General features: G+C 65.9%; 14 protein-coding genes. 9 read left to right on the top strand and 5 right to left on the bottom strand.

Annotated features, from left to right (window positions below; genetic code table 11):
* Nucleotides 1-404 precede the first annotated feature (404 nt).
* The 4 genes from HZB53_21035 to HZB53_21050 all read left to right on the top strand — a co-directional run bounded on the left by HZB53_21035 (nucleotide 405) and on the right by HZB53_21050 (nucleotide 5,782).
* The gene (locus HZB53_21035; GenBank protein ID MBI5880142.1) at nucleotides 405-1,193 is read left to right on the top strand and encodes a DUF169 domain-containing protein; all 789 of its coding nucleotides are present in this window, start codon (nucleotides 405-407) and stop codon (nucleotides 1,191-1,193) included.
* 36 nt (nucleotides 1,194-1,229) lie between these two features.
* Nucleotides 1,230-3,119 carry an alpha/beta fold hydrolase gene (locus HZB53_21040; GenBank protein ID MBI5880143.1) on the top strand — a complete coding sequence of 630 codons (1,890 nt, stop codon included), beginning with the start codon at nucleotides 1,230-1,232 and terminating at the stop codon, nucleotides 3,117-3,119.
* A 33-nt stretch (nucleotides 3,120-3,152) separates the two neighbouring features.
* Nucleotides 3,153-3,848, top strand: coding sequence for a DUF1361 domain-containing protein (locus tag HZB53_21045; GenBank protein MBI5880144.1), 696 nt, complete (start codon nucleotides 3,153-3,155; stop codon nucleotides 3,846-3,848).
* Nucleotides 3,849-3,964: 116 nt separating this feature from the next.
* The gene (locus HZB53_21050) at nucleotides 3,965-5,782 is read left to right on the top strand and encodes an MFS transporter (protein MBI5880145.1); all 1,818 of its coding nucleotides are present in this window, start codon (nucleotides 3,965-3,967) and stop codon (nucleotides 5,780-5,782) included.
* 239 nt (nucleotides 5,783-6,021) lie between these two features.
* Here HZB53_21050 and pcp read toward each other — a convergent pair whose 3' ends face one another.
* The 3 genes from pcp to tsaD form a co-directional block, all read right to left on the bottom strand.
* On the bottom strand, nucleotides 6,022-6,663 hold the full coding sequence (pcp, locus tag HZB53_21055; GenBank protein MBI5880146.1) for a pyroglutamyl-peptidase I: 642 nt from the start codon (nucleotides 6,661-6,663) through the stop codon (nucleotides 6,022-6,024).
* Nucleotides 6,664-6,785: 122 nt separating this feature from the next.
* Nucleotides 6,786-7,313 (bottom strand): hypothetical protein, encoded by a 528-nt coding sequence (locus tag HZB53_21060; protein MBI5880147.1) that lies wholly within the window; start codon nucleotides 7,311-7,313, stop codon nucleotides 6,786-6,788.
* Between the two features lie 181 nt (nucleotides 7,314-7,494).
* Entirely contained in the window at nucleotides 7,495-8,556 is a 1,062-nt protein-coding gene (gene tsaD / locus HZB53_21065) for a tRNA (adenosine(37)-N6)-threonylcarbamoyltransferase complex transferase subunit TsaD (GenBank protein ID MBI5880148.1), read from the bottom strand.
* 84 nt (nucleotides 8,557-8,640) lie between these two features.
* On the opposite strand from tsaD, the gene HZB53_21070 reads away from it, so the two are divergent.
* The 4 genes from HZB53_21070 (at nucleotide 8,641) to ada (ending at nucleotide 12,982) form a co-directional block, all read left to right on the top strand.
* Nucleotides 8,641-8,856, top strand: a complete 216-nt coding sequence (locus tag HZB53_21070; GenBank protein ID MBI5880149.1) for a Trm112 family protein — start codon at nucleotides 8,641-8,643, stop codon at nucleotides 8,854-8,856.
* On the top strand, nucleotides 8,853-10,172 hold the full coding sequence (locus HZB53_21075; protein MBI5880150.1) for a hypothetical protein: 1,320 nt from the start codon (nucleotides 8,853-8,855) through the stop codon (nucleotides 10,170-10,172). The genes HZB53_21070 and HZB53_21075 overlap by 4 nt, the downstream gene beginning before the upstream one ends.
* A 116-nt stretch (nucleotides 10,173-10,288) precedes the next feature.
* Entirely contained in the window at nucleotides 10,289-11,485 is a 1,197-nt protein-coding gene (locus HZB53_21080) for an MFS transporter (GenBank protein ID MBI5880151.1), read from the top strand.
* 447 nt (nucleotides 11,486-11,932) lie between these two features.
* Nucleotides 11,933-12,982 carry a bifunctional DNA-binding transcriptional regulator/O6-methylguanine-DNA methyltransferase Ada gene (ada, locus tag HZB53_21085; GenBank protein ID MBI5880152.1) on the top strand — a complete coding sequence of 350 codons (1,050 nt, stop codon included), beginning with the start codon at nucleotides 11,933-11,935 and terminating at the stop codon, nucleotides 12,980-12,982.
* A 132-nt stretch (nucleotides 12,983-13,114) separates the two neighbouring features.
* Here the strand turns inward: ada and HZB53_21090 are convergent, their stop codons facing one another.
* Both HZB53_21090 and HZB53_21095 read right to left on the bottom strand, forming a co-directional pair.
* A complete protein-coding gene (locus HZB53_21090) occupies nucleotides 13,115-15,343 on the bottom strand; it encodes a UvrD-helicase domain-containing protein (protein MBI5880153.1) in 2,229 nt (742 codons plus the stop codon).
* A 165-nt stretch (nucleotides 15,344-15,508) separates the two neighbouring features.
* Nucleotides 15,509-17,920: a penicillin acylase family protein gene (locus HZB53_21095; protein MBI5880154.1), complete on the bottom strand. Its 2,412-nt coding sequence runs from the start codon at nucleotides 17,918-17,920 to the stop codon at nucleotides 15,509-15,511.
* Between the two features lie 142 nt (nucleotides 17,921-18,062).
* Between HZB53_21095 and HZB53_21100 the strand changes: the two genes are divergently transcribed.
* Entirely contained in the window at nucleotides 18,063-18,989 is a 927-nt protein-coding gene (locus HZB53_21100; GenBank protein MBI5880155.1) for a TIGR03564 family F420-dependent LLM class oxidoreductase, read from the top strand.
* Nucleotides 18,990-18,998 lie beyond the last annotated feature (9 nt).

An 18,998-nucleotide genomic window follows, 5' to 3' on the forward strand; every position in this document is an offset into this window, starting at 1 on the left:
GGCGCAGTCCTGATTACGGCAGTAGCATGTGCCAACCATCATGGATGCAGGTTCTCCGTGAGGAAATGGCCTCAGGATAACCGCATCCACCTATGGTCAAAAGCTTAAATCAACGCTTTCACCGCTTACAGGGACACTACCGCAAAACTTCCCGGCCGTGCTATTCAATCGCTTGGCCGACGCACTGTGCTATACCTGATTTTGGACAAAGTCCAGCTAAGACACAAAGACCGCGTGGCTGGCGAAGAGGCTGGCTCGTTCTCCCACGCGCTTGCGCGTACAAGTCCTGTTGTCGGCATAACCGGAACGGCGTGCGCGTTTGTTGCGTCCCGTGTGCTGGGTTATGATTTCATCAGGCCGTCCCGGATGGACGACCCACAACGCCCCGGAAAGCGAGAATACTCATGGCTGATCTCAAAAAGCTACAGCAGGCGCTCGACACCTACGTCCGCCCGTCGCAGTTTCCCGTGGCGATCAAGATGCTCAAAGAAGGTGAGCCGTTGCCGCCGAAAGTGCGGCGGCCATCCAAGGACTTCAACGAGCAGATCGCCATCTGCCAGGGTTTCACCTTTGCGCGGCGCTATGGCTGGTCGATGGCCATCGGCCGCGATGACATCTCCTGCCCGCTGGCCAAGATCGTCTGGGGCTTCGAGCCGATGGTCGGCTACTACCTGAACGGCATGACCTGCGGCGGCCTCTATACCGAGACGCCGGCGGCGGGCGCCATCAGCGAGGCGCAGACCGCCAAGTTTGAGCAGGGACAGTACGCCTACGTCGTCGCCGCGCCGCTCCAACGCGCCGAGTTTGCGCCGGACCTGATCCTGATCTACGCCAACCCGGCCCAGGTGATGCGCCTGGTCGTCGGCGCGCTCTACAAGCGCGGCGGCCGCCTGCATGCCTCGTTCAGCGGCCGCATCGACTGCTCCGACGAGGTGATCGTCACCTTGCAGACGAACGACTATCAGGTCGTCCTGCCGTGCAATGGCGACCGCATCTTCGCGCAGACACAGGACGACGAGATGGCGTTCACGATCCCGGCCGCGAAGATCGACGAGCTCATTGAGGGTCTGGAAGCGACGCACAAGAACGGCATCCGCTACCCGATCCCGAACTGGCTGCGCTACACCGGCCGCTACCCCGAATCGTACATGAAGCTTGAGGAGATCTGGCGCGAAGCGGAAAAAGAGGGCTGATCGTCGCGCGCCGTCAACCCGGAGGGAGGAACCGTCATGCGTAACGCGATCGTTCTGATTGCGTCTGTCGCGTTGTGGCTCGGGCTGTCTGCCGCCGGGAACGCCTCCGGCCTGCAGCAGTCCGGGCCCGGCGTCAGCGTGCTCGACTCGAAGGGCGCGCCCGCGTCGCGCATCACCGACGGCGATTCGATCAAACTGCGCGCACAGACCGACGCCAAGGCGGCGGCGAGTACGCGCCTCGTCTTCCGGCTCGCCGGTGACGATATAGCCGTTGGTGAGTGCAGCATGCCAGCCGGCAGCGACTCGTGTGAAACGGCTTCCCTGCGCGCCTACGGCTGGTACTGGGGCAAGGACGGCCAGCCGCGCGCCAGCCGCCCGATCGGCGCGCGCAGCGACGACGGCCGCGTGTCGCTGACCGGCACGCTGGCGCTGACGCCGCGCCCGGTGGTGATGGTGCACGGCTTCAGTTCCAGTTGGGAAGCCTGGTCCAACTACGTCGGCGACAGCGGCTACCTCGCCGGCATCGGTGTGGCGGGCTTCGCGGTCGGCGACGGGCGCGTGCCCGGGGTGATGAACACCGGGAGCATCGACAACCCGACCGGGCGCACCAACACGCTCGACCAGAACGCGCGCATCCTCGGCAGCTATATCGCTGCCGTCAAGCAGAAGACCGGCGCCCAGCAGGTCGATCTGGTCGGGCACAGCATGGGCGGGCTGATCGCGCGCTACTACCTCGACCGCGTGATGGGCGAGCGCGATGTGGCGCAGCTGCTGATGCTCGGCACGCCGAACCTCGGCACCGACTGCGGCGTGCTGCCCTCCGCGCTGAGCTTCTATCTGCCGGCGACGCTGGAAATCCGCACCTCCTATGTCAGCGGGATATTCAACCGGCAGATCACGCACCGCAAGGGCGTGCCGTTCTACATGGGCGCGGGCATACCGATTGCCGACCCGGTCAAGTCGCCGTGCGCCGACGTGCCGAGCGATATCGCGATCAGCCGCGCGAGCGTGAGCGGCGTGCAGGGCACGGTGGTCGAGGTGCCGCTGGTGCATCCCGACCTCAACACGTCGCGCGACGTGTTCGACACGGTGGTCCGGCCGTTTGTTCAGCGCCTGCCGGGCCAGTTCCCCGAAGCGGCCGACCTGACGCCGCCCGCCGAGAGCGCGGACGCGCTGCAGTTCACGAACCTGCACAGCGGGCATCTGAATCCGGGGCAGACCGAAAACTTCACGATCAACCTGGACAGCGTGGCGGTCGCTTCGTTCGCGCTGTTCGACCCGTCGCGCTCGCTGACGGTGACGGTGCGCGGCGCGACCGGCAACGTCATCACGCTCGATCCGCGCGCCAACGGGCTGATCGTGGTGGACAAGCCGGAATCGCTCGTGCACCTCGGCTACGGTTTCAACAACCCGCGCCCGGGACCGTGGCAGATCACGCTGGCCACCACGGGGCGCACGCCGGCGCGCGGCGCGGACTACGCCCTCACCGCGCAGTTGCACGGCGGCGCGATCCTGCAGGCACGCACTTCCGAACTGCTGCCGGCGCAGGGCGCGCCGCTGGTTGTGACGGCGAAGCTTGTGCTGAACGGCCAGCCGGTGGCGATTCGCGCGGCGAGTGCGCGCATCCGCGCGCCCGGCGGAAGCGACGAGACGGTCGCGCTGGCGGGCAGCGGCACGGGCGAATGGAGCGCGGCATATACACCCAAAGAAGCCGGGCTGCACGCGGTGGACGTGTCGGTCAGCGCGACCGGCGCCGACAATATTGCCATCGAGCGGGCGGCGTTCCTGTCGTTTGACGCGCAGCCGCCGGCCGAAAGTATTATGCCGGTTGTCAACCTGGCGCTGCTGATCGGCGCGCTGCTATTGATCGTTGTCGGCGTGTTCATGCTGGCGCGGCGTGCGCGGCGGCGTATCATGCGCCGTTGAAATGCAGGTTACGCAGGAGGCCTGTCGATGTTGATGTCGAACAATCGTCTGTCCGGTACGCACCGGTTTCTGTCCGGTCACTCGTTCTACGCGCTGGTGCTGTGCACGGGGTTGTGCTTTGCGTTCTTCGCCGGGCGCGTCTATCTGGCGCGCAGTTTCACGCTCGGCTTCCTGATCTGGAACCTGTTCCTGGCGTGGGTGCCGTATCTGTGCAGTCTGTGGGTGACCGCGCTCTGGCGGCGCGGCGCGCTGTCGCGCGTGCTGGCCCTGCTGCCGGCGGCGGCCTGGCTGCTGTTCCTGCCGAACGCGCCGTACCTGGTGACCGACCTGGCGCACCTCGACCCGCGGCCGCCCGTGCCGTACTGGTACGATATCGGCATGCTGGCGACGTTCGCGCTGAACGGGCTGTTCCTCGCGTTCGCATCGCTGCGCGCGATGCAGGCGCTGGTCGAGCGCGCCACAGGGCGCATCGCCGGCTGGCTGTTCGTGATGCTGGCGATCGGTTTGAGTGGTTTCGGCATCTACCTCGGCCGCTTCGACCGGCTCAACTCGTGGGATCTCTGGACGCAGCCGGACGACGTGCTCGGCATGATCTTCGGCTACCTGCGCTACCCGAGCAGCCAGACCGCCGGCGTGACGCTGATGTTCGCGGCGATCCTGTTCGTCTTCTACGTCGCCTTCGTCTCAGCGCGCGAACCGCTCCCCCTCCGCGCCCAGGCCGAGCGCTGACGCGGCGCCAGCGGGATGCGGCGCCTCGCGCACTTGGTGCGCCCCGTGCATGATGCTACAATCCCGCGCAACGCCCGCGGCACGGGCGTATCCTGGGTTCGAGAAAGCACGCACCGATGACGACCGGTACCGCCACGCAAGCCGCCTCGCTCTCGCCGTTTGCCGTCTTCCGCAACCGCAGCTTCGCGCTGCTGTGGTCGGCCGAGTTTGTCTCGTCGATGGGCAGCGCGCTTACGTCGCTGGCGGCATCCATCCTCGTCTTCCGCCTGACCGGCTCCGCGTTCAGCGTCGGGCTGATGCTGATGGCCACCGCCGCGCCCAGCGTCTTGATCGGCTTGCTCGCCGGCGTCTTCGTCGACCGCTACGATCGCAAGCGCATTATGATCGGCGCCGATCTGGTGCGCGCCGCGCTCGTCGCGTGCATTCCGCTGCTTGTGCCGCTCAACATCGCATGGCTGTACGTCATTGTCGCGCTGTCGAGCGCCGTCGGCCAGTTCTTCAATCCGGCCCACGAGAGCGTCCTGCCCGACATCGCCAGCGACCGGGAGCTGTCGGCGGCCAATTCGCTGATGGCCATCAGCGCCTTCGGCTCGACGGCCATCGGCTTCGCCGCCTCGGGGCTGATCGCCTCGCGCTTCCCGCTGGAGTGGGCGTTCTACATCAACGCGCTCACGTTCCTCTTCTCGTTCAGCTGTCTGGTCTTCGTGCGCGTCCCGCAGCAGACGGCTGAAGGCCGAACGACGATCGGCGTCGTGCTGCGCAACCTGCGCGCCGGCATCGCGTTCATCGTCGGCAAGAACGTGCTGCGCTCGCTCTTCCTGATCTACCTGTTCGTCTTCGTGCTGTTCGGCTTCCAGAACTCGCTGCAGTTGCCGTTTGCGCTCAAGTCCCTGCACGCCAGCGAGTTCGAGTACGGCGTGCTGGAGGCGCTCTCGGCGGTCGGCTTTGCGATCGGCAGCCTGGCGCTGGCGGGTCTCGCCGATCGGCTGCGCGAGGGCCAGTGGATCACGATCTCGTTCGTGGGCATGGCCATCGTCTACATATTTTTCTCGCTCTCGACGCTCGTGCCTGTCGCGCTGGCGTTCGGGGTGCTGATGGGGCTGTTCAACGCGCCGTCGGTCATCGCCCGCCGGCTCATCATCCAGCGCAACTCGCCGCGCGAACTGCGCGGGCGCGTCTCCAGCGCGTTCCTCGTCTCGCGCGACATGGTCTTTATCATCGGCATGGCGCTGGCCGGTCTCGCCGACGTTTTCGATGTGCGCGCTCTGCTGGCGGCCAGCGCCGTCATCTTCCTGGTGGTCGCGCTCGTCTCGGCGGTGATGCCCGGCCTGGGCCAGCCGGCTGCCGAATGGCGCCGCGCCATGAGCCTGCTACACGCCGCGCCGCTGCAGCCCGGCCTCGGCGCTCTGCGCGCCGCGACCCCCGCCGATTTCGACCTGCTCGCCATGCACTTGCCGGCGCTGGCCGGCCTCAGCCCCCGGGAACAGCAGGACTTGATTGACCACGGCACGGTGAGCGATGCGGAGCCGGGCAGCCTGGTCGTCCGCGCCGGCGACACGGGCGACGCGGCCTACTTCATCCTGAACGGCCGCGCAGTCGTCGGCACGGCTAAGCCGGAAGGCGGCTTTCACTCGTTGGCGACGCTGCACGAGGGCGACTTCTTCGGCGAGATCGCCGCGCTGACCGGTAGCCGCCGCACGGCCAACGTCGTCGCCGATCAGCCGAGCACGCTCTTGCAGGTGCCCGCGGCGGTCCTGCGCCGGCTGATGAGCAACTCGCAGCTCAGCCGCCTGGTGCTCTCCACCATGAGCCAGCGCGTCTCGCGCAACACGCTGGCCGAGTTGCCGCGCTTCGCCGGCCGCGACCAGGCCGCGCTCACGGAGTTGCGCCGTTTGCCTGCCCCCAAACCAGCGGCACCGAAGAGCGGGACGTAGTGCGATTATGAGAGCCGTCGGGTACAGCGACCGGAACTAACCTGATGGCGTGGGGACGGGTCTCTGACACCCCAAAGGGTGCGACAAGTCGCCTGTCCGGACGGGTCAATGACCCGTCCCTACACCGCACGGGCGCGGAGGCAGGTACTGATGCGCCGCCAACGTACACGAAAACACCTCACAGATCCTGAAGACCGGTGAGGTGTAACAAGCTCCCCTCAGTTGCGCCTTTTCGCGGATCAGTTATGCGTGACCGCTCTGCGCGCCTCGTACGCGGTGATGACCGCGCCGAGCGCAGCGCGCACGCCCTTCACCATCGTCTCCAGTCCCATGGACGGCGCGGGCGGCACCCTGTCCAGCACTTGCTCCGGCAGGGCGGGCAGGTGGATGAAGCCGGCCGGGATCGCCATGAGGTTTGTCGCCAGGTAGTGCAGCACCTCGTAGGTCACCTGGTTGCACAGGAACGCGCCCGCGCTCAACGACAACTCGGCGGGCACCTTCGCCGCGCGCACGGCATCGTGCATCGCGCGCACCGGTAGCGTCGTGAAGTATGCGGCCGGGCCATCGGGCACGATTGGCGCGTCGGTGATCTGGTTGCCGGAGTTGTCGGCGATGCGGTAGTCCATGAAATTGATCGCCACCCGTTCGATCGACACGACCATGCGGCGCGACGCCTCGCCGAGGCAGACGACCGCATCCGGCTCGAACTCGCGCAGCGCGGCGATGGCCGTCGCGCCGGACTGCGTGCGGTCCACCGGCAGGATCGCCGTGCGCAGTTCGACGCCCGGCAGTCCGTCGTGCGCGATCGCCAGCACGGCCTGCTCCGACGGATTGATGTGGCTGCCGCCAAACGGCTGGAAGCCGGTGAGTAGTAGTTTCATTCGCGATCTCCTATTTAATCGATTCAACACAAAGCCACAAAGGCACAAAGGTGATCACATGATTTCGGGAGTTTTCGCCCACCAGATGGGTTGGTTGCAGCGCCGACTATTTGTGGGTAGCTCTATTCACCTGAGTTCAGAGATTCGTCGCGTGACGTTGTGATCAAAGCAAATACTACCGTTGCCACAAATCCAAGAAAAAGCTCCCACAAAACCCACACAATTGTAACTGCGCCGTTTGCCAGGTCTGCATCATAGCCTGATAGGCGGGGGTCGCAGTTCCACAGACGCCCGCATTCAACTAGCTTTGGAAGCGGGATAAGGCATATCGGCACGAACACGCCGGTAATGGGCAGTGCCAGCCACAGCAACTTCCGTGATATGGCTGTGAATAACCCAAAGATCAGTGTGTTCGCCACTGCTCCGATGACGATGATTTGCGCGTACACTTCAGGCGAGCCCTGCCTAAAGCCGATCAGCGGCGAAAACACGAGGCAGGTTATCAGGCTGCGGCCGCAACCCCACGCGGCGTAGCGCAACAGCGAAACAAGCCATCGGCGTGCTATTGGTGATAACTTCATACGCGGATACGGATTTGTTCCAACAAGGTCGACACAAAACCACAACGACACAAAGTAAACGCTTGTCATGCCGAGCGCGAAGGCCGTACTGTCATTCTGCGATACGCTTCACGCGCGAAGCATCTGAAATGCTTGGGCGCAGATGCTTCGCGCGCGCGGCGCGCCACTTGGCCAAGGCCTTACGCTCGCGCTCAGCATGACAGTTGAGAAAAACACTTTGTGCCTCTGTGCCTCTCTATGGTGGTAGTTTCTACGCCGCCACCAGCCTTAACCCCGGCACCACGTCGAGGTCCCAGCCGCTGCGCTCGCCGCGCACGAAGTGGAAGTGCCCGGCGGCGGCGATCACCGCGCCGTTGTCGGTGCACAGTCCGATCGGCGGGATCAGCACCGGCACCGGGATACGCTCGCGCATCTGTTCGCGCAGGCGTTTGTTTGCCGCCACACCGCCCCCCACGACCACCACTTTCGCACTGCACTGCGCGGCGGCCAGCCGCGTCTTCTCGACCAGCACATCCACGACCGCCGATTGAAACGCCGCCGCGATGTCACTGATTGCCGCCGGCTGCTCGGCGATCTCGGCGCGCAGGCTCGACGGCTGCAGCTTGGGCGCGCTGTTCGGCGTGCTCGCCTGCTTGACGAGGTGCAGCACCGCCGTCTTCAGCCCGCTGAACGAGAAATCGAACGTGCCTTCCAGCCACGCGCGCGGCAGTTTCACGCGCCGGGCGTCGCCCTGTTCCGCCGCCTTCTGGATCGCCGGGCCGCCCGGGTAGCCGAGTCCCAGCAGGCGCGATACCTTGTCGAACGCTTCGCCGGCCGCGTCGTCGAGCGTCGCGCCGAGCATCTCGTACTGCCCGTGCCCGCGCATCAGGATTAGCTCGGTATGCCCGCCGGACACGATCAGGCAGACGAGCGGGAACTGCGGCTCCGAGCGCGCCGGCTCGGTCGCCAGCCACGCCGCGTAGATATGCCCTTCGAGGTGGTTGACGCCGATCAGCGGTAGGCCGTTTGCCAGCGCCAGCCCTTTCGCCGCGTTGACGCCGACCAGCAGCGAGCCCGCCAGTCCCGGCCCGTATGTCACGGCGATCGCGTCGACGTCGGCCCACGTTGCGCCCGCATCACGCAGCGCCTGTTCCACGACTGGCACGATCTTCAGGATGTGCTCGCGCGACGCCATCTCCGGGAAGACGCCGCCGTAGCGCGCGTGCAGGTCGATCTGCGACGCGACGATGTTCGAGCGGATGATCTGGCCGTTCGTGACGACGGACGCGCCCGTCTCGTCGCAGGATGTCTCAATACCGAGTATGACAGACATAACAGCGATTCTAACAGATTGACGTAGGTGGGGCAAGCGTTTATACTGCGTTCAATTCCCGTTTGCCTATCCCGGAGGGCTACCATGGTCTCGCAAGAGTTGCTCGACATCCTGCGCTGTCCGAACTGCGTGCGCAACGGCCCCAACGCCGGCGTGCTCGATCTGACGAAAGATGTCTGGCTCGTCTGCCGCGATTGCGGCCGCAAGTACCCGATCAAAGACGATATTCCGGTCATGCTGATCGAGGAAGGCGACAAGTACCGCCAGACGCCGATCGATCAGTTAGGAGCGCCCGCATGAGCGCCCGCCGCGCATGGCTCGCCCTGCTGGCGGGCTGGCTGGCTGTCGCCGTGCTGGCCGCGCCGGCGCTGGCGCAGGGCGGCGCCATCACGGCCAGCAACAGCAAGGTCGAGTCGAAGTTTTCCGAGTACGTGCGTTACCGCATTTCGCTCAAGTCGGACTCTGACATTACCTCGGCGACGGTGTTCGTGCGCTACATCACCGGCGATTCGGGTATCACGACCACGCGCGGCAAGGCGGACATCACGCCCGGCAAGGACGTGACGGCGGTCTTTACACGCACGCTGCAGCGCGGCGACCTGGTGCCCGGCACCGACATCGAGTATTACTGGCAGATCGAGAACGCGGCCGGCCAGACGCTCAAGACCGAGACCGCCCGCTACGTCTTTCCCGATGACCGCTTCGACTTCAAGTCGATGACCGCGCCGGTCGGCAAGGGCACGATGACGGTCTTCTGGTACGGCGCCGACGACGCCTACGGCAAGAAGCGCCTCGACGTGGCCGTGGCGGCGATCCAGAACTTGCAGCAGCGCGTCGGCGTTGACTTGAACGCCGGGGCCAAGATCTTCATCTATCGCACGCGCAACGACATGCTGGCTGCCCTGCCGTTCAAGGGGCAGACCAACGAGGCGTCGCTGACCGTGCTCGGGCAGTTGTCCAACCCGACGACCGTGCTGCTGCTCGGCGGCGACTCCGGCGTGGACAACACGACTTACCACGAGTTGTCGCACCTGGTCGTGCATCTGGCGACGACCAACTCGCTGATCGGCGGCGTGAGCATCCCGGCCTGGCTCGATGAGGGGCTGTCGATGTACAACCAGCTGAACGTCGAGTCGCCGTACACCGACGCCGTGCAGCGCGCCCTGCGCGCCGACCGGCTGATCTCGGTGCGCTCGCTGTCGGCCGTGCCGGGTCAGTCCGACCAGGTCATCCAGTTCTACGGCCAGTCGTACTACCTCGTCAAGTACCTGAATGAGAAGTACGGCAAAGACAAGATGTTAAAGTTGCTGGACACCTTCAAGCGCGGCACGCTGGTGGACGACGCGCTGAAGCAGACCTACGGCTTCGGCGTGCAGGGCCTGGACGACCAGATCCGCGACTACCTCGGCGCGGCGCCGCGCGAGGCGCCCGCCGCGCCGACCCAGGCGCCCGGCGCTGTCGTGCAGCCGACGCCCGCGCCCACGGCGGCGGCACCGGCCACCGGCAGCAATCCGCCGGCGAGCGGCGGCAGCGGCCTGCCGGCCATCTGCGCATGCCTCGCGCCGAGCGCGCTCGGATTGCTATGGTGGCTGGTCGCGCTGCGCCGCGCCGCATAAAACCGCGCGCAGTACTCGGCGCGTAGCGGGCTGGTCTGCGGGCGGCTCGTACATGTAACGATGGCAAGTTGGCCACGCGTTCTGAACGCCGTGGCCAACTTTTTTCAGGAGAGGCTTTGACCGCTTTCACCGAATCGCCGCCCGCATCGCGCGGGGAGATCGTGCGCCTGGTGGCTGTCGTCCTGCCGTCGCGCTTTGTGCTGAATACGGCCTATCGCATGGGCTACGCGTTTCTGCCTGCGTTTGGCCGCGGGCTTGGCGTCGATTTACAGGCGATGAGCGCGCTGGTGACGCTTCGCTCCAGCACCGGCCTGACGGCGCCGCTCTTCGGGCCGCTGGCCGACCGTTTTGGCCGCCGCGCGGCCCTGCTGGCGGCGCTGGCGCTGTTTGTCGTCTGTGCCGTCCTGGCGTTCACGGCGTCATCGCTCTGGTGGTTCGCGGCCGGTTTCGTCGGGTTGTCCGTCGCCAAGGTGATCTTCGATCCGAGCTCGTCAGCCTACCTGGCCGACCGGGTGCCGTATGAACGGCGCGGGTTGGTGCTGGGCATCAACGAACTGGGCTGGGCGGGCGCCGGTTTCATCGGCGTGCCGCTGATGGCGCAGGCGATCGACCGCATCGGCTGGCAGTCGCCGTACGTGATCATTGCCGTCGCGGGCGTGGCGGCGCTGGCCTGGGCCTTCGCGATTCTGCCGAGGTCCAGCCGGCGTGTCGCGGGCGTGCATATCGACGCACGTGCGGCCTTCGCCGCGATCCGCGCCAACCGGAGCGCGTTGATCATGCTGTCGGTCACCGGGTTGTACATGGCGGGCGCCGAGATGATCGGCGTCACCTACGCCGCCTGGCTGGAGCGCACCTTCAACGCCGACGTGCTGATGATCGGCAGCATCGCCGCGACATTCGGCATCGCCGACGTGGTCGGCGAGGTACTGTCGATGTGGGTTGTGGATCGCTTCGGCAAGAAGCGCTCGCTGTTGGTCGGCCTCGTCTGCGTGGCGCTGGCGTACTTCGGCATGCCGCTGCTCGGCGCGTCACTGCCGCTGGCGGTCGCCGGGCTGTTCATCTACTACGTCTGCTTCGAGTTCACGATCGTCTCGGTCTGGCCGCTCGTCTCCGAGTTGGTGCCGGAAGCGCGCGCGACGCTGATGTCGGTCACCGCGACCGCCAACTACGTCGGCCGCATGGCGGGCGCGCCGCTCGGAGCGTTCCTATTCGCGCAGGCCGGTTTCGGCGCGAACGGCATCGCCGCCGGGCTGTGCGTCGCCGTCGCGACGGCGGTCTTCGCTATCGGCGTGCACGAGCGGAAGAGAGCCTAGCCGCAGAGCGCGCAGAGAGCGCAGAGACAGACCAAATCATTCACCGCCAAGAACGCGGAGAGCGCAACGAAAAGCAGGTTATCCGCGAATAACGCCAATCTTCACGAATAGAAACAGTTTGATTCGCGGCAATTGCGCCGTGTGCGGATCGCTGGCGGCAAGTTTAACCGCAGAGCGCGCAGAGAACGCAGAGACAGACCAAATCATTCACCGCCAAGAACGCGGAGAGCGCAACGAAAAGCAGGTTATCCGCGAATAACGCCAATCTTCACGAATAGCAGCGATGTGATTCGCGTCGATTCGCGTTATTCGCGGATGGATGTTTTGGTGTTTCTTCGTGTGCCTTCGTGGAAAGTTGGCTTTCGAGTTTGAACCGCAAGAATTGGATAGAGACCGGCTCGCATCATGTGTATGATAGGTGCATACCATGAGCGAGAAGGAGCCCGTATGAACGATCAGGAGCGCTGGGCGGCGGTCGAGCGACGCGATGCCGCACAAGACGGCGCGTTTGTGTACGCCGTGAAGTCCACCGGAATCTACTGCCGACCGTCGTGCCCGTCGCGGCGACCGCGGCGCGATAACGTTTCGTTCTACGCCGGACCTGACGCGGCGGAGGCGGCCGGCTTTCGCGCCTGCCGCCGCTGCCATCCGCGCGACTACGCGAACCGCGACGACACGCCGGACTGGGTGCAGGCCGCGCGCGATTATCTGGACGCGCATCTCGACGAGCCGGTGCGGCTGGAAGCGCTCGGGCGGCAGGTTGGCGTCAGCGTCTTCCATCTCCAGCGGACATTCAAAGCCGTGGTCGGCCTGACGCCGCGCCAGTATGTAGACGCGCAACGATTGGCGCACGTGAAATCGAGTCTGAAGGCGGGCGAACGGGTCACCGGCGCGCTGTACGACGCGGGCTACAGTTCCAGCAGTCGCTTGTATGAGCGCGCGCACGCGCAGTTCGGCATGACGCCGGACGCCTATCGAAAGGGAGGAGCCGGGGTGAACATCCGGTACACAATCGAAGAAAGCTCATTGGGCAAGCTGATGGTGGCAGGCACGGACAAAGGCATCTGTTTCCTGAGCCTGGGCGACAGCGAGCGCAAGCTCGTCGACGAATTACGCGGCGAGTTCCCGGCCGCGCAGATCGAGCGCGACGGCAAGCACCTGGCGCGCTGGGCGCGCGACGTGCTGCGCTATCTGGATGGACGGCAGACCGCGCTCGACCTGCCGCTCGACGTACAGGCCACGGTGTTCCAGTGGCGCGTCTGGCGCGCGCTGCAATCGATCCCGTATGGCGAGACGCGCACGTACAGCCAGATCGCGCGCATGCTGGGCAACCCGAAGGCGCAGCGCGCCGTCGGCCACGCCTGCGCGACGAACCCGGTCTCGCTGGTCATCCCGTGCCACCGCGCCGTGCGCACCGACGGTGGTCTCGGCGGCTACCGCTGGGGCCTCGACCGCAAGGAGCGGCTAATCGCGCACGAGAAGGCGATCCGCGAATAACGCGAATCGACGCGAATGAAATATCGCCGATGATGCGAAAGGCGCCTGTTCTGGCGCCTTTTCTGTTGCCGGACACAGCCTGGCGCGGGGCAATACGGCCTTTGTGTCTTCGTGGTGAGCATTGATTGCTTCTCACCGTTTCTTCAGGTTGGCGAACGATTGCAGCAGCTTCTTCGGCTTGTCGCCGACGAAGATCACCGTGATCTCCTCGTCGTCGCCGCGCACCGCGCTCGTAATTACGATGCCCTCGCCGAACTTGTCATGCCGCACCTTGTCGCCGGCGTGGAACTGTGCGCCGCCGGCGTCGCGCGGCTTGCGCTCCGGGCGCGCCGGCGTCTCCCAGGTCGTGATGCCGACGCGCGGGGAACCGGCCGGGGCGCGCTCCGCCGCCGGCGTCCGCGTATTCAGCATTTGCAGCAGCTTGGCCGGGATGTCGCGCAGAAATGACGAGGGCGCACTTGGCTCCGTGCGGCCGTAAAGCGAGCGCTTGAACGCGTAGAGGAAGTACAGCCGGTTCATCGCGCGCGTGATGCCGACGTAGAACAAACGCCGCTCCTCCTCCATCGCGTCGGGATCTTCGCGCGAACGCGCGTGCGGCATGATCCCTTCTTCAAGCCCGACGATGAACACCACCGGGAACTCCAGACCCTTGGCCGTGTGCAGCGTCAGCAGCGTAGATGCATCAGCGCCGGGATCGTAGTTGTCGATCTCGGAGACGAGCGCAACCTCCTCCAGGAAGCCGCGCAGGCCGTCCGGCGGCGGCAGGTCGGCAAACTGCTCCGCCACCGTGCGCAGTTCCATCACGTTGCCCCAGCGGTCCTCGCCCTCCTCCGTGCCGTCGCGCAGGTGCTTGCCGTACGCCGTGCGCTGCAACAGCAGGTCGAACAGTTCCGTGACCGGCAGCGTGTCGCGCGCGACGAGCAACTCCTCCAGCAGGCGCGCAAAATCGGACAGCGCGGCCGGCCCGCGGCGCGGGCCGGCGGACTTGGCGCGCGCCGGCTCCGGTTCCGCGCGGGCGAACGTCGCCAGCACCTGGTACAACGACGTGCTCTGCTGGGCGGCCGTCATCTGCAGGTTGGCCACCGTCTTCTCGCCGATGCCGCGCGGCGGCACGTTGATCACGCGCGCCAGGCTGATCATGTCCGCGGGGTTGGACAGCACGCGCAGGTACGCCATCACGTCCTTGACCTCGCGCCGCTCGTAGAAGCGCGTCGCGCCGACCAGCCGGTACGGCAAGTGCTGCTTCACGAATGCGTCTTCGAGCGCGCGCGACTGCGCGTTGGTGCGGTACATCACGGCACAGTCGCGGGCGCGGTACTGCCCATTCGCGCTCAGCCGCCGGATCTCGCTGACGACGAAGTCCGCCTCTTCCTGCTCATTGTACGCCTCGAACACCGTGATGGGCATACCCTCGATGTTTTCGGTCCACAGCGTCTTCTTCTTGCGCTTGCGGTTGGCGACGATGATCGACTGTGCCGTGTCGAGGATGGTCTGCGTCGAGCGGTAGTTCTGTTCCAGCAGGATGGTGCGTGCCTGCGGGAAGTCGTTCTCGAAGTTCAGGATGTTGCGGATGTCCGCCGAGCGGAACGCATAGATGCTCTGGTCGGGATCGCCGACGACCATGATGTTCTGGTGCCGCGCCGCCAGTTGCTTGACGATCGCGTACTGCGCCGGGTTCGTGTCCTGGAACTCGTCCACGAGGATGTGCTGGAACTTCGCCTGGTATTTTTCGAGCGTCGACGGCGACTGCGCAAAAAGCTGCGCGGTCCGCATCAGCAGATCGTCGAAGTCGAGCGCGTTCGAGCGCGCCAGGATGTCGGCATAGCGCTCGTAGATGCGCGCGACCGCTTCCTCATAGTATTCGCGGGTGCTGCTCGCGTACTGCTCCGGCGTCTTCAACTCCGACTTGGCGCGCGAGATCGTCGCCAGCACGGCCGACGGCCGGAAGCGTTTCTCGTCCAGTTCCAGCGCCTCGAGCGCTTGCTTGATCGCCTTCTGCTGGTCGTCGACGTCGTAGATGGCAAAATCGCGGCCGATGCCGAGCGGCGCGCCGTCGATGCGCAGCCAGCGCGCACACAGCGAGTGGAACGTGCCGACGGCCAGTTGCGACTTGGCGGTCTCGCCGATCAGACGGCCGAGCCGCTCCTTCATTTCGGTAGCCGCCTTGTTCGTGAACGTCACGGCGACGATGTGCCACGGCGCAATACGCCGGCGGGCGATCAGCCACGCCACCCGATGCGTCAGCACGCGGGTCTTGCCGGAGCCAGGCCCGGCCAGCACCAGCAGCGGGCCGTCGGGTGCGCTGACGGCCTCGCGCTGCCGGTCGTTCAGGTCTTCGAGCAGGGGATCAGTAACGGACATGCGGCTCTTTCAATAGGGTTGTTGCGCGCAGCATCAACGGCGCTTGCGCTCTTCCAGCAGAGCGCGTATCCAGGCCAGCGCAAACATCAGCAGCACCAGCAGGATGATGACGAGCAGTTCGGATACGCCGAAATAACGAGATAGCATAGTTGATTATCCAGCCTGCTACGGCGTGAGCGTCAAGCGCGACTCGGCGTGAGCCTCGACGCGCTCGCGTGCCCAGAGCATCGGGTGGTAGTCGCCGTTCAGCCACATGGGGATCATATCGTCGTAGTGCTTGCTGGCCGGGTGCCCGGACTGGCCGGTCGTGTGCACGGCGCGCGACGCGTCCCAGTCGCTCACGTCGATGATCTGCCGCCAGGAAGCACTGCCGCCGCCCGGCGCGATCGGCAGTTGCGGCACGAAGGCTGCCTGCCAGACCGTGTTCGTGTCGCCGCCGTACGGGTACGGGCCGCGATTGAAGATGCGGTCAAGCGGCTTCTGCGCGCCGAGCGTGTGATTGAACGCAGCCTGATGGATGCGTCCCCATGTCCAGCGCGACATATCCGGGCCGACCGCCTTCTTGAGATACGCAACGGCGTCGGCGATCGCCGCCGAGAGAATCTGCTCGCGCGATAATGGCTGTTCGGCGGCATCCTCGAACCAGTCGATCTCGTTGTCCACCAGAATGCGCTGCAGCGTCACCAGGCTGCGGTCGTGATAGGGGCTGAATGTGGCCAGCAGCGGGTGAAAGCCGACGCCGAGGTAGTAGTCGGTCAGCTCGCACAGCCAGGGGCCGAACACGCGCTTCATCGCGAAGTGCTGCGCCAGTTCAAACAGCGCGGCGGGCACGGAGTCCTTCGTCGCGAAATAGTCCCAGCCGGCCAGTCGCTCCAGTGCGGCGCGCTGGTCGGCGTCGGCCAACTCAAGGCCGCGCAGCAGGCCGCAGAACACCCGCGCCGGCTCGCAATACAGGTCGACCTGGATGCGGGCGAAATCGTCGGCGCTCAGCTTGTCCTGGGCGGTTAGTTGATCGACGATGCGGCGCGCGCGAAAGCCGTTCATGTACGCCGTGGTCAGGAAGTGCGGATACTCCTGCCCGACGACCTGGTTGTTGGCCGTGGCGATATAGTGCTGCGCCGGGTTGAACGCATGCGGCATCTCCTCATGCGGGATCCAGCCCGTCCACTCGTATTCGCCGGTCCAGCCCGGCACCGGCGACGCGCCGATGCCGCGCGCGCGGATCGGCACCTTGCCCGGCATGTAGTAGCCGATGTTGCCGGCGCGGTCGGCGTACACCATGTTCTGTGCCGGCACCGACCAGTCGCGGATCGCTTCGCAGAAGCCCGGCCAATCGGTCGCGCGGTTCATGCCGGCGATCGCGCGCAGGATGTTCGCCGGCTCATGCGCCGTCCAGCGGAACGCCAGCGCGAAGTTGTCGCGCCCGGCGGTCAGCGGCGTCAGGTGGTTAATAATCGGGCCGTGGCGCGTCTGGACGATCTCGACCACGCGCGGCGCGGCCTCGCCCTTGACGCGGATTTCCTCTTTGATGATCGTTGCCGGCTCCCACTGGCCCTTGAATTCGTACTCGGCCGGGTTGGCCGGGTTGAACTTCTCGATGTAGATATCCTGCACATCCGGGAAGCCGTTGGTGAAGCCCCAGGCGATTTCGCGGTTATGCCCGATGACGACGAACGGCGTGCCGGGGAACGAGACGCCGGTCACCTCGGTCTCCGGCGTCGACAGGTGCACTTCGTACCAGATCGACGGCATCTGCAGCGCGAGGTGCGGGTCGTTGGCCAGCAGCGGCTTGCCGGTCGCCGACTTCGCGCCATCGACGACCCAGTTGTTGCTCATGCCGTCGAGCCCGCCAAGCGGCAGGTGGTGGTGCGCCTCCTCAAAGTGCGCGATCACGTCGCGCGCCAGCGCGGCATACGTCTGCTCCGGCACGATGATTGGGTTATCTGCGTGATAGTCGCCCACCAGCCGGGCGGCGCGCTGCGGCCCGAGCTTGCCGATCATCGCGGCGTTGAGGATCTCCATGTCCCAGTTGCAGGAGAGCGCCCACGCCATGACCTTTGTGTAGACGACCGAGTCGAGAGGGGTCCACGGTTCCGGCGTGTGGCGCAGCAGCGTAAACTCCAGCGGCAATTTGGCGCGCGCCTGCGCCATGCCGGCGTTGACGCCGCGCGTGTACGCGTCGAGCAGCCGCCGCGACTCGTCATCCAACTGCGCGAGGTCGTTCTGCGCGGCGCGCGAGAAACCGACGGTGCGGATAAAATGGTCGGTGCCGTACGCGATCTCGCCGAACAGTTCCGCGAGCCGCCCATGCCCGATCCGCCGGTTGAGCTCCAACTGCCAGAGGCGGTCCTGCGCGTGTGCGAACCCTTGCGCATACACCGCATCGGCGAGGCTTTGCGCGTAGATGTGCGGCACGCCCCAGCGGTCGCGGATAATCTCGACCGGCGCGGCAAGCCCCGCCAGTTTGATGTTGCCATTCACTTGCGGCAACGAGCGGCGCATGAACACGCGCAGCAGCGCGAACGCTGCGCCCCCCAGCACGATCCCGCCCAGCAACGCTCCCAGGAAGAATGGCATCGAAGCACCCCCGGCGCAGGGCGACTAGCCGCCAGCGACCAGTCGCGATATAATCGGCACAATTGACCCGAAAGTCAGAGCGTGATTTTAACACCCCGGTTAGCGACTAGCAACTAGCGGCTAGTGACTAAAGGAGCTACCTATGCGCATCGGTCTATTTGCCGGACTATCATCGCGCGACAGCATCGACGACTTGCTGAACCAGATCACCCGCGCCGAGCAGGACGGCTTCGCGTCGGCGTGGACGGCCAACATCTTCAACCACGACGCGCTGATCGTGCTGGCGCTGGCCGGGCGCGCGACGCATCGGATCGAGCTCGGCACCGCCGTCGTGCCGACCTACCCGCGCCACCCGGTCGCGCTGGCCCAGCAGGCGCTCACGGCGCAGGCGGCGTCGCAGAACAGGCTGGCGCTCGGCATCGGATTGAGTCACCGGGTCGTCATCGAGGGCATGCTCGGCCTCGACTTCTCGAAGCCGGTGCGGCACATGCGCGAGTACCTGACGGTGCTGAATGACGCGCTGGCCGGCCAGCCGACCAGCTTCCAGGGCGAGGAGTACCGCATCGCCAATACGCAGATTGGCGTACCCGGCGCGACCAAACCGCCGGTCATCGTCGCCGCGCTCGGCGAGCAGATGCTGCGCCTGGCCGGACGGCTGTCCGACGGCACGATCACCTGGATGGGCGGCGCGAAATACCTGGAGACGAGCGCCATCCCGGTGATCCGCAAGGCGGCGCAGGACGGCGGGCGTCCCGCCCCGCGCATTGTCGTCGGTCTGCCGGTCGCCGTCACGAGCCAGCGCGATGCCGCGCGTACCTCGGCGTCGAAGGGTTTCGCCATGTACGGGCGGCTGCCGTCGTACCGGGCAATCCTCGACAAGGACGGCGCGGCCGACCCGGCCGACGTGGCGATCATCGGCAGCGAAGACGAGGTCATGGCCCAGGTGCAGCATCTCGCGGCGATCGGCGCGACCGATTTCATCGCCGCGCCGTATGTTGTGCGCGACGATCCGGAGGCGTTCGAGCGCACCTACCAGTTGATGGCGCGCGCCGCGCGCATGGGCGCCTGAGACACATGC

This window comes from Chloroflexota bacterium (assembly GCA_016235055.1).
Lineage (GTDB): Bacteria > Chloroflexota > Anaerolineae > JACRMK01 > JACRMK01 > JACRMK01.

What these genes read in the sequence shown, in the direction of transcription:
- ada (MBI5880152.1), top strand. Translation starts at nt 11,933, where the DNA reads ATGAACGATCAGGAGCGCTGGGCGGCGGTCGAGCGACGCGATGCCGCA.
- HZB53_21040 (MBI5880143.1), top strand. Translation starts at nt 1,230, where the DNA reads ATGCGTAACGCGATCGTTCTGATTGCGTCTGTCGCGTTGTGGCTCGGG.
- HZB53_21060 (MBI5880147.1), bottom strand. Translation starts at nt 7,313, where the DNA reads ATGACAAGCGTTTACTTTGTGTCGTTGTGGTTTTGTGTCGACCTTGTT.
- HZB53_21075 (MBI5880150.1), top strand. Translation starts at nt 8,853, where the DNA reads ATGAGCGCCCGCCGCGCATGGCTCGCCCTGCTGGCGGGCTGGCTGGCT.
- HZB53_21070 (MBI5880149.1), top strand. Translation starts at nt 8,641, where the DNA reads ATGGTCTCGCAAGAGTTGCTCGACATCCTGCGCTGTCCGAACTGCGTG.
- HZB53_21090 (MBI5880153.1), bottom strand. Translation starts at nt 15,343, where the DNA reads ATGTCCGTTACTGATCCCCTGCTCGAAGACCTGAACGACCGGCAGCGC.
- HZB53_21045 (MBI5880144.1), top strand. Translation starts at nt 3,153, where the DNA reads ATGTCGAACAATCGTCTGTCCGGTACGCACCGGTTTCTGTCCGGTCAC.
- tsaD (MBI5880148.1), bottom strand. Translation starts at nt 8,556, where the DNA reads ATGTCTGTCATACTCGGTATTGAGACATCCTGCGACGAGACGGGCGCG.
- HZB53_21095 (MBI5880154.1), bottom strand. Translation starts at nt 17,920, where the DNA reads ATGCCATTCTTCCTGGGAGCGTTGCTGGGCGGGATCGTGCTGGGGGGC.
- HZB53_21050 (MBI5880145.1), top strand. Translation starts at nt 3,965, where the DNA reads ATGACGACCGGTACCGCCACGCAAGCCGCCTCGCTCTCGCCGTTTGCC.
- HZB53_21100 (MBI5880155.1), top strand. Translation starts at nt 18,063, where the DNA reads ATGCGCATCGGTCTATTTGCCGGACTATCATCGCGCGACAGCATCGAC.
- pcp (MBI5880146.1), bottom strand. Translation starts at nt 6,663, where the DNA reads ATGAAACTACTACTCACCGGCTTCCAGCCGTTTGGCGGCAGCCACATC.
- HZB53_21035 (MBI5880142.1), top strand. Translation starts at nt 405, where the DNA reads ATGGCTGATCTCAAAAAGCTACAGCAGGCGCTCGACACCTACGTCCGC.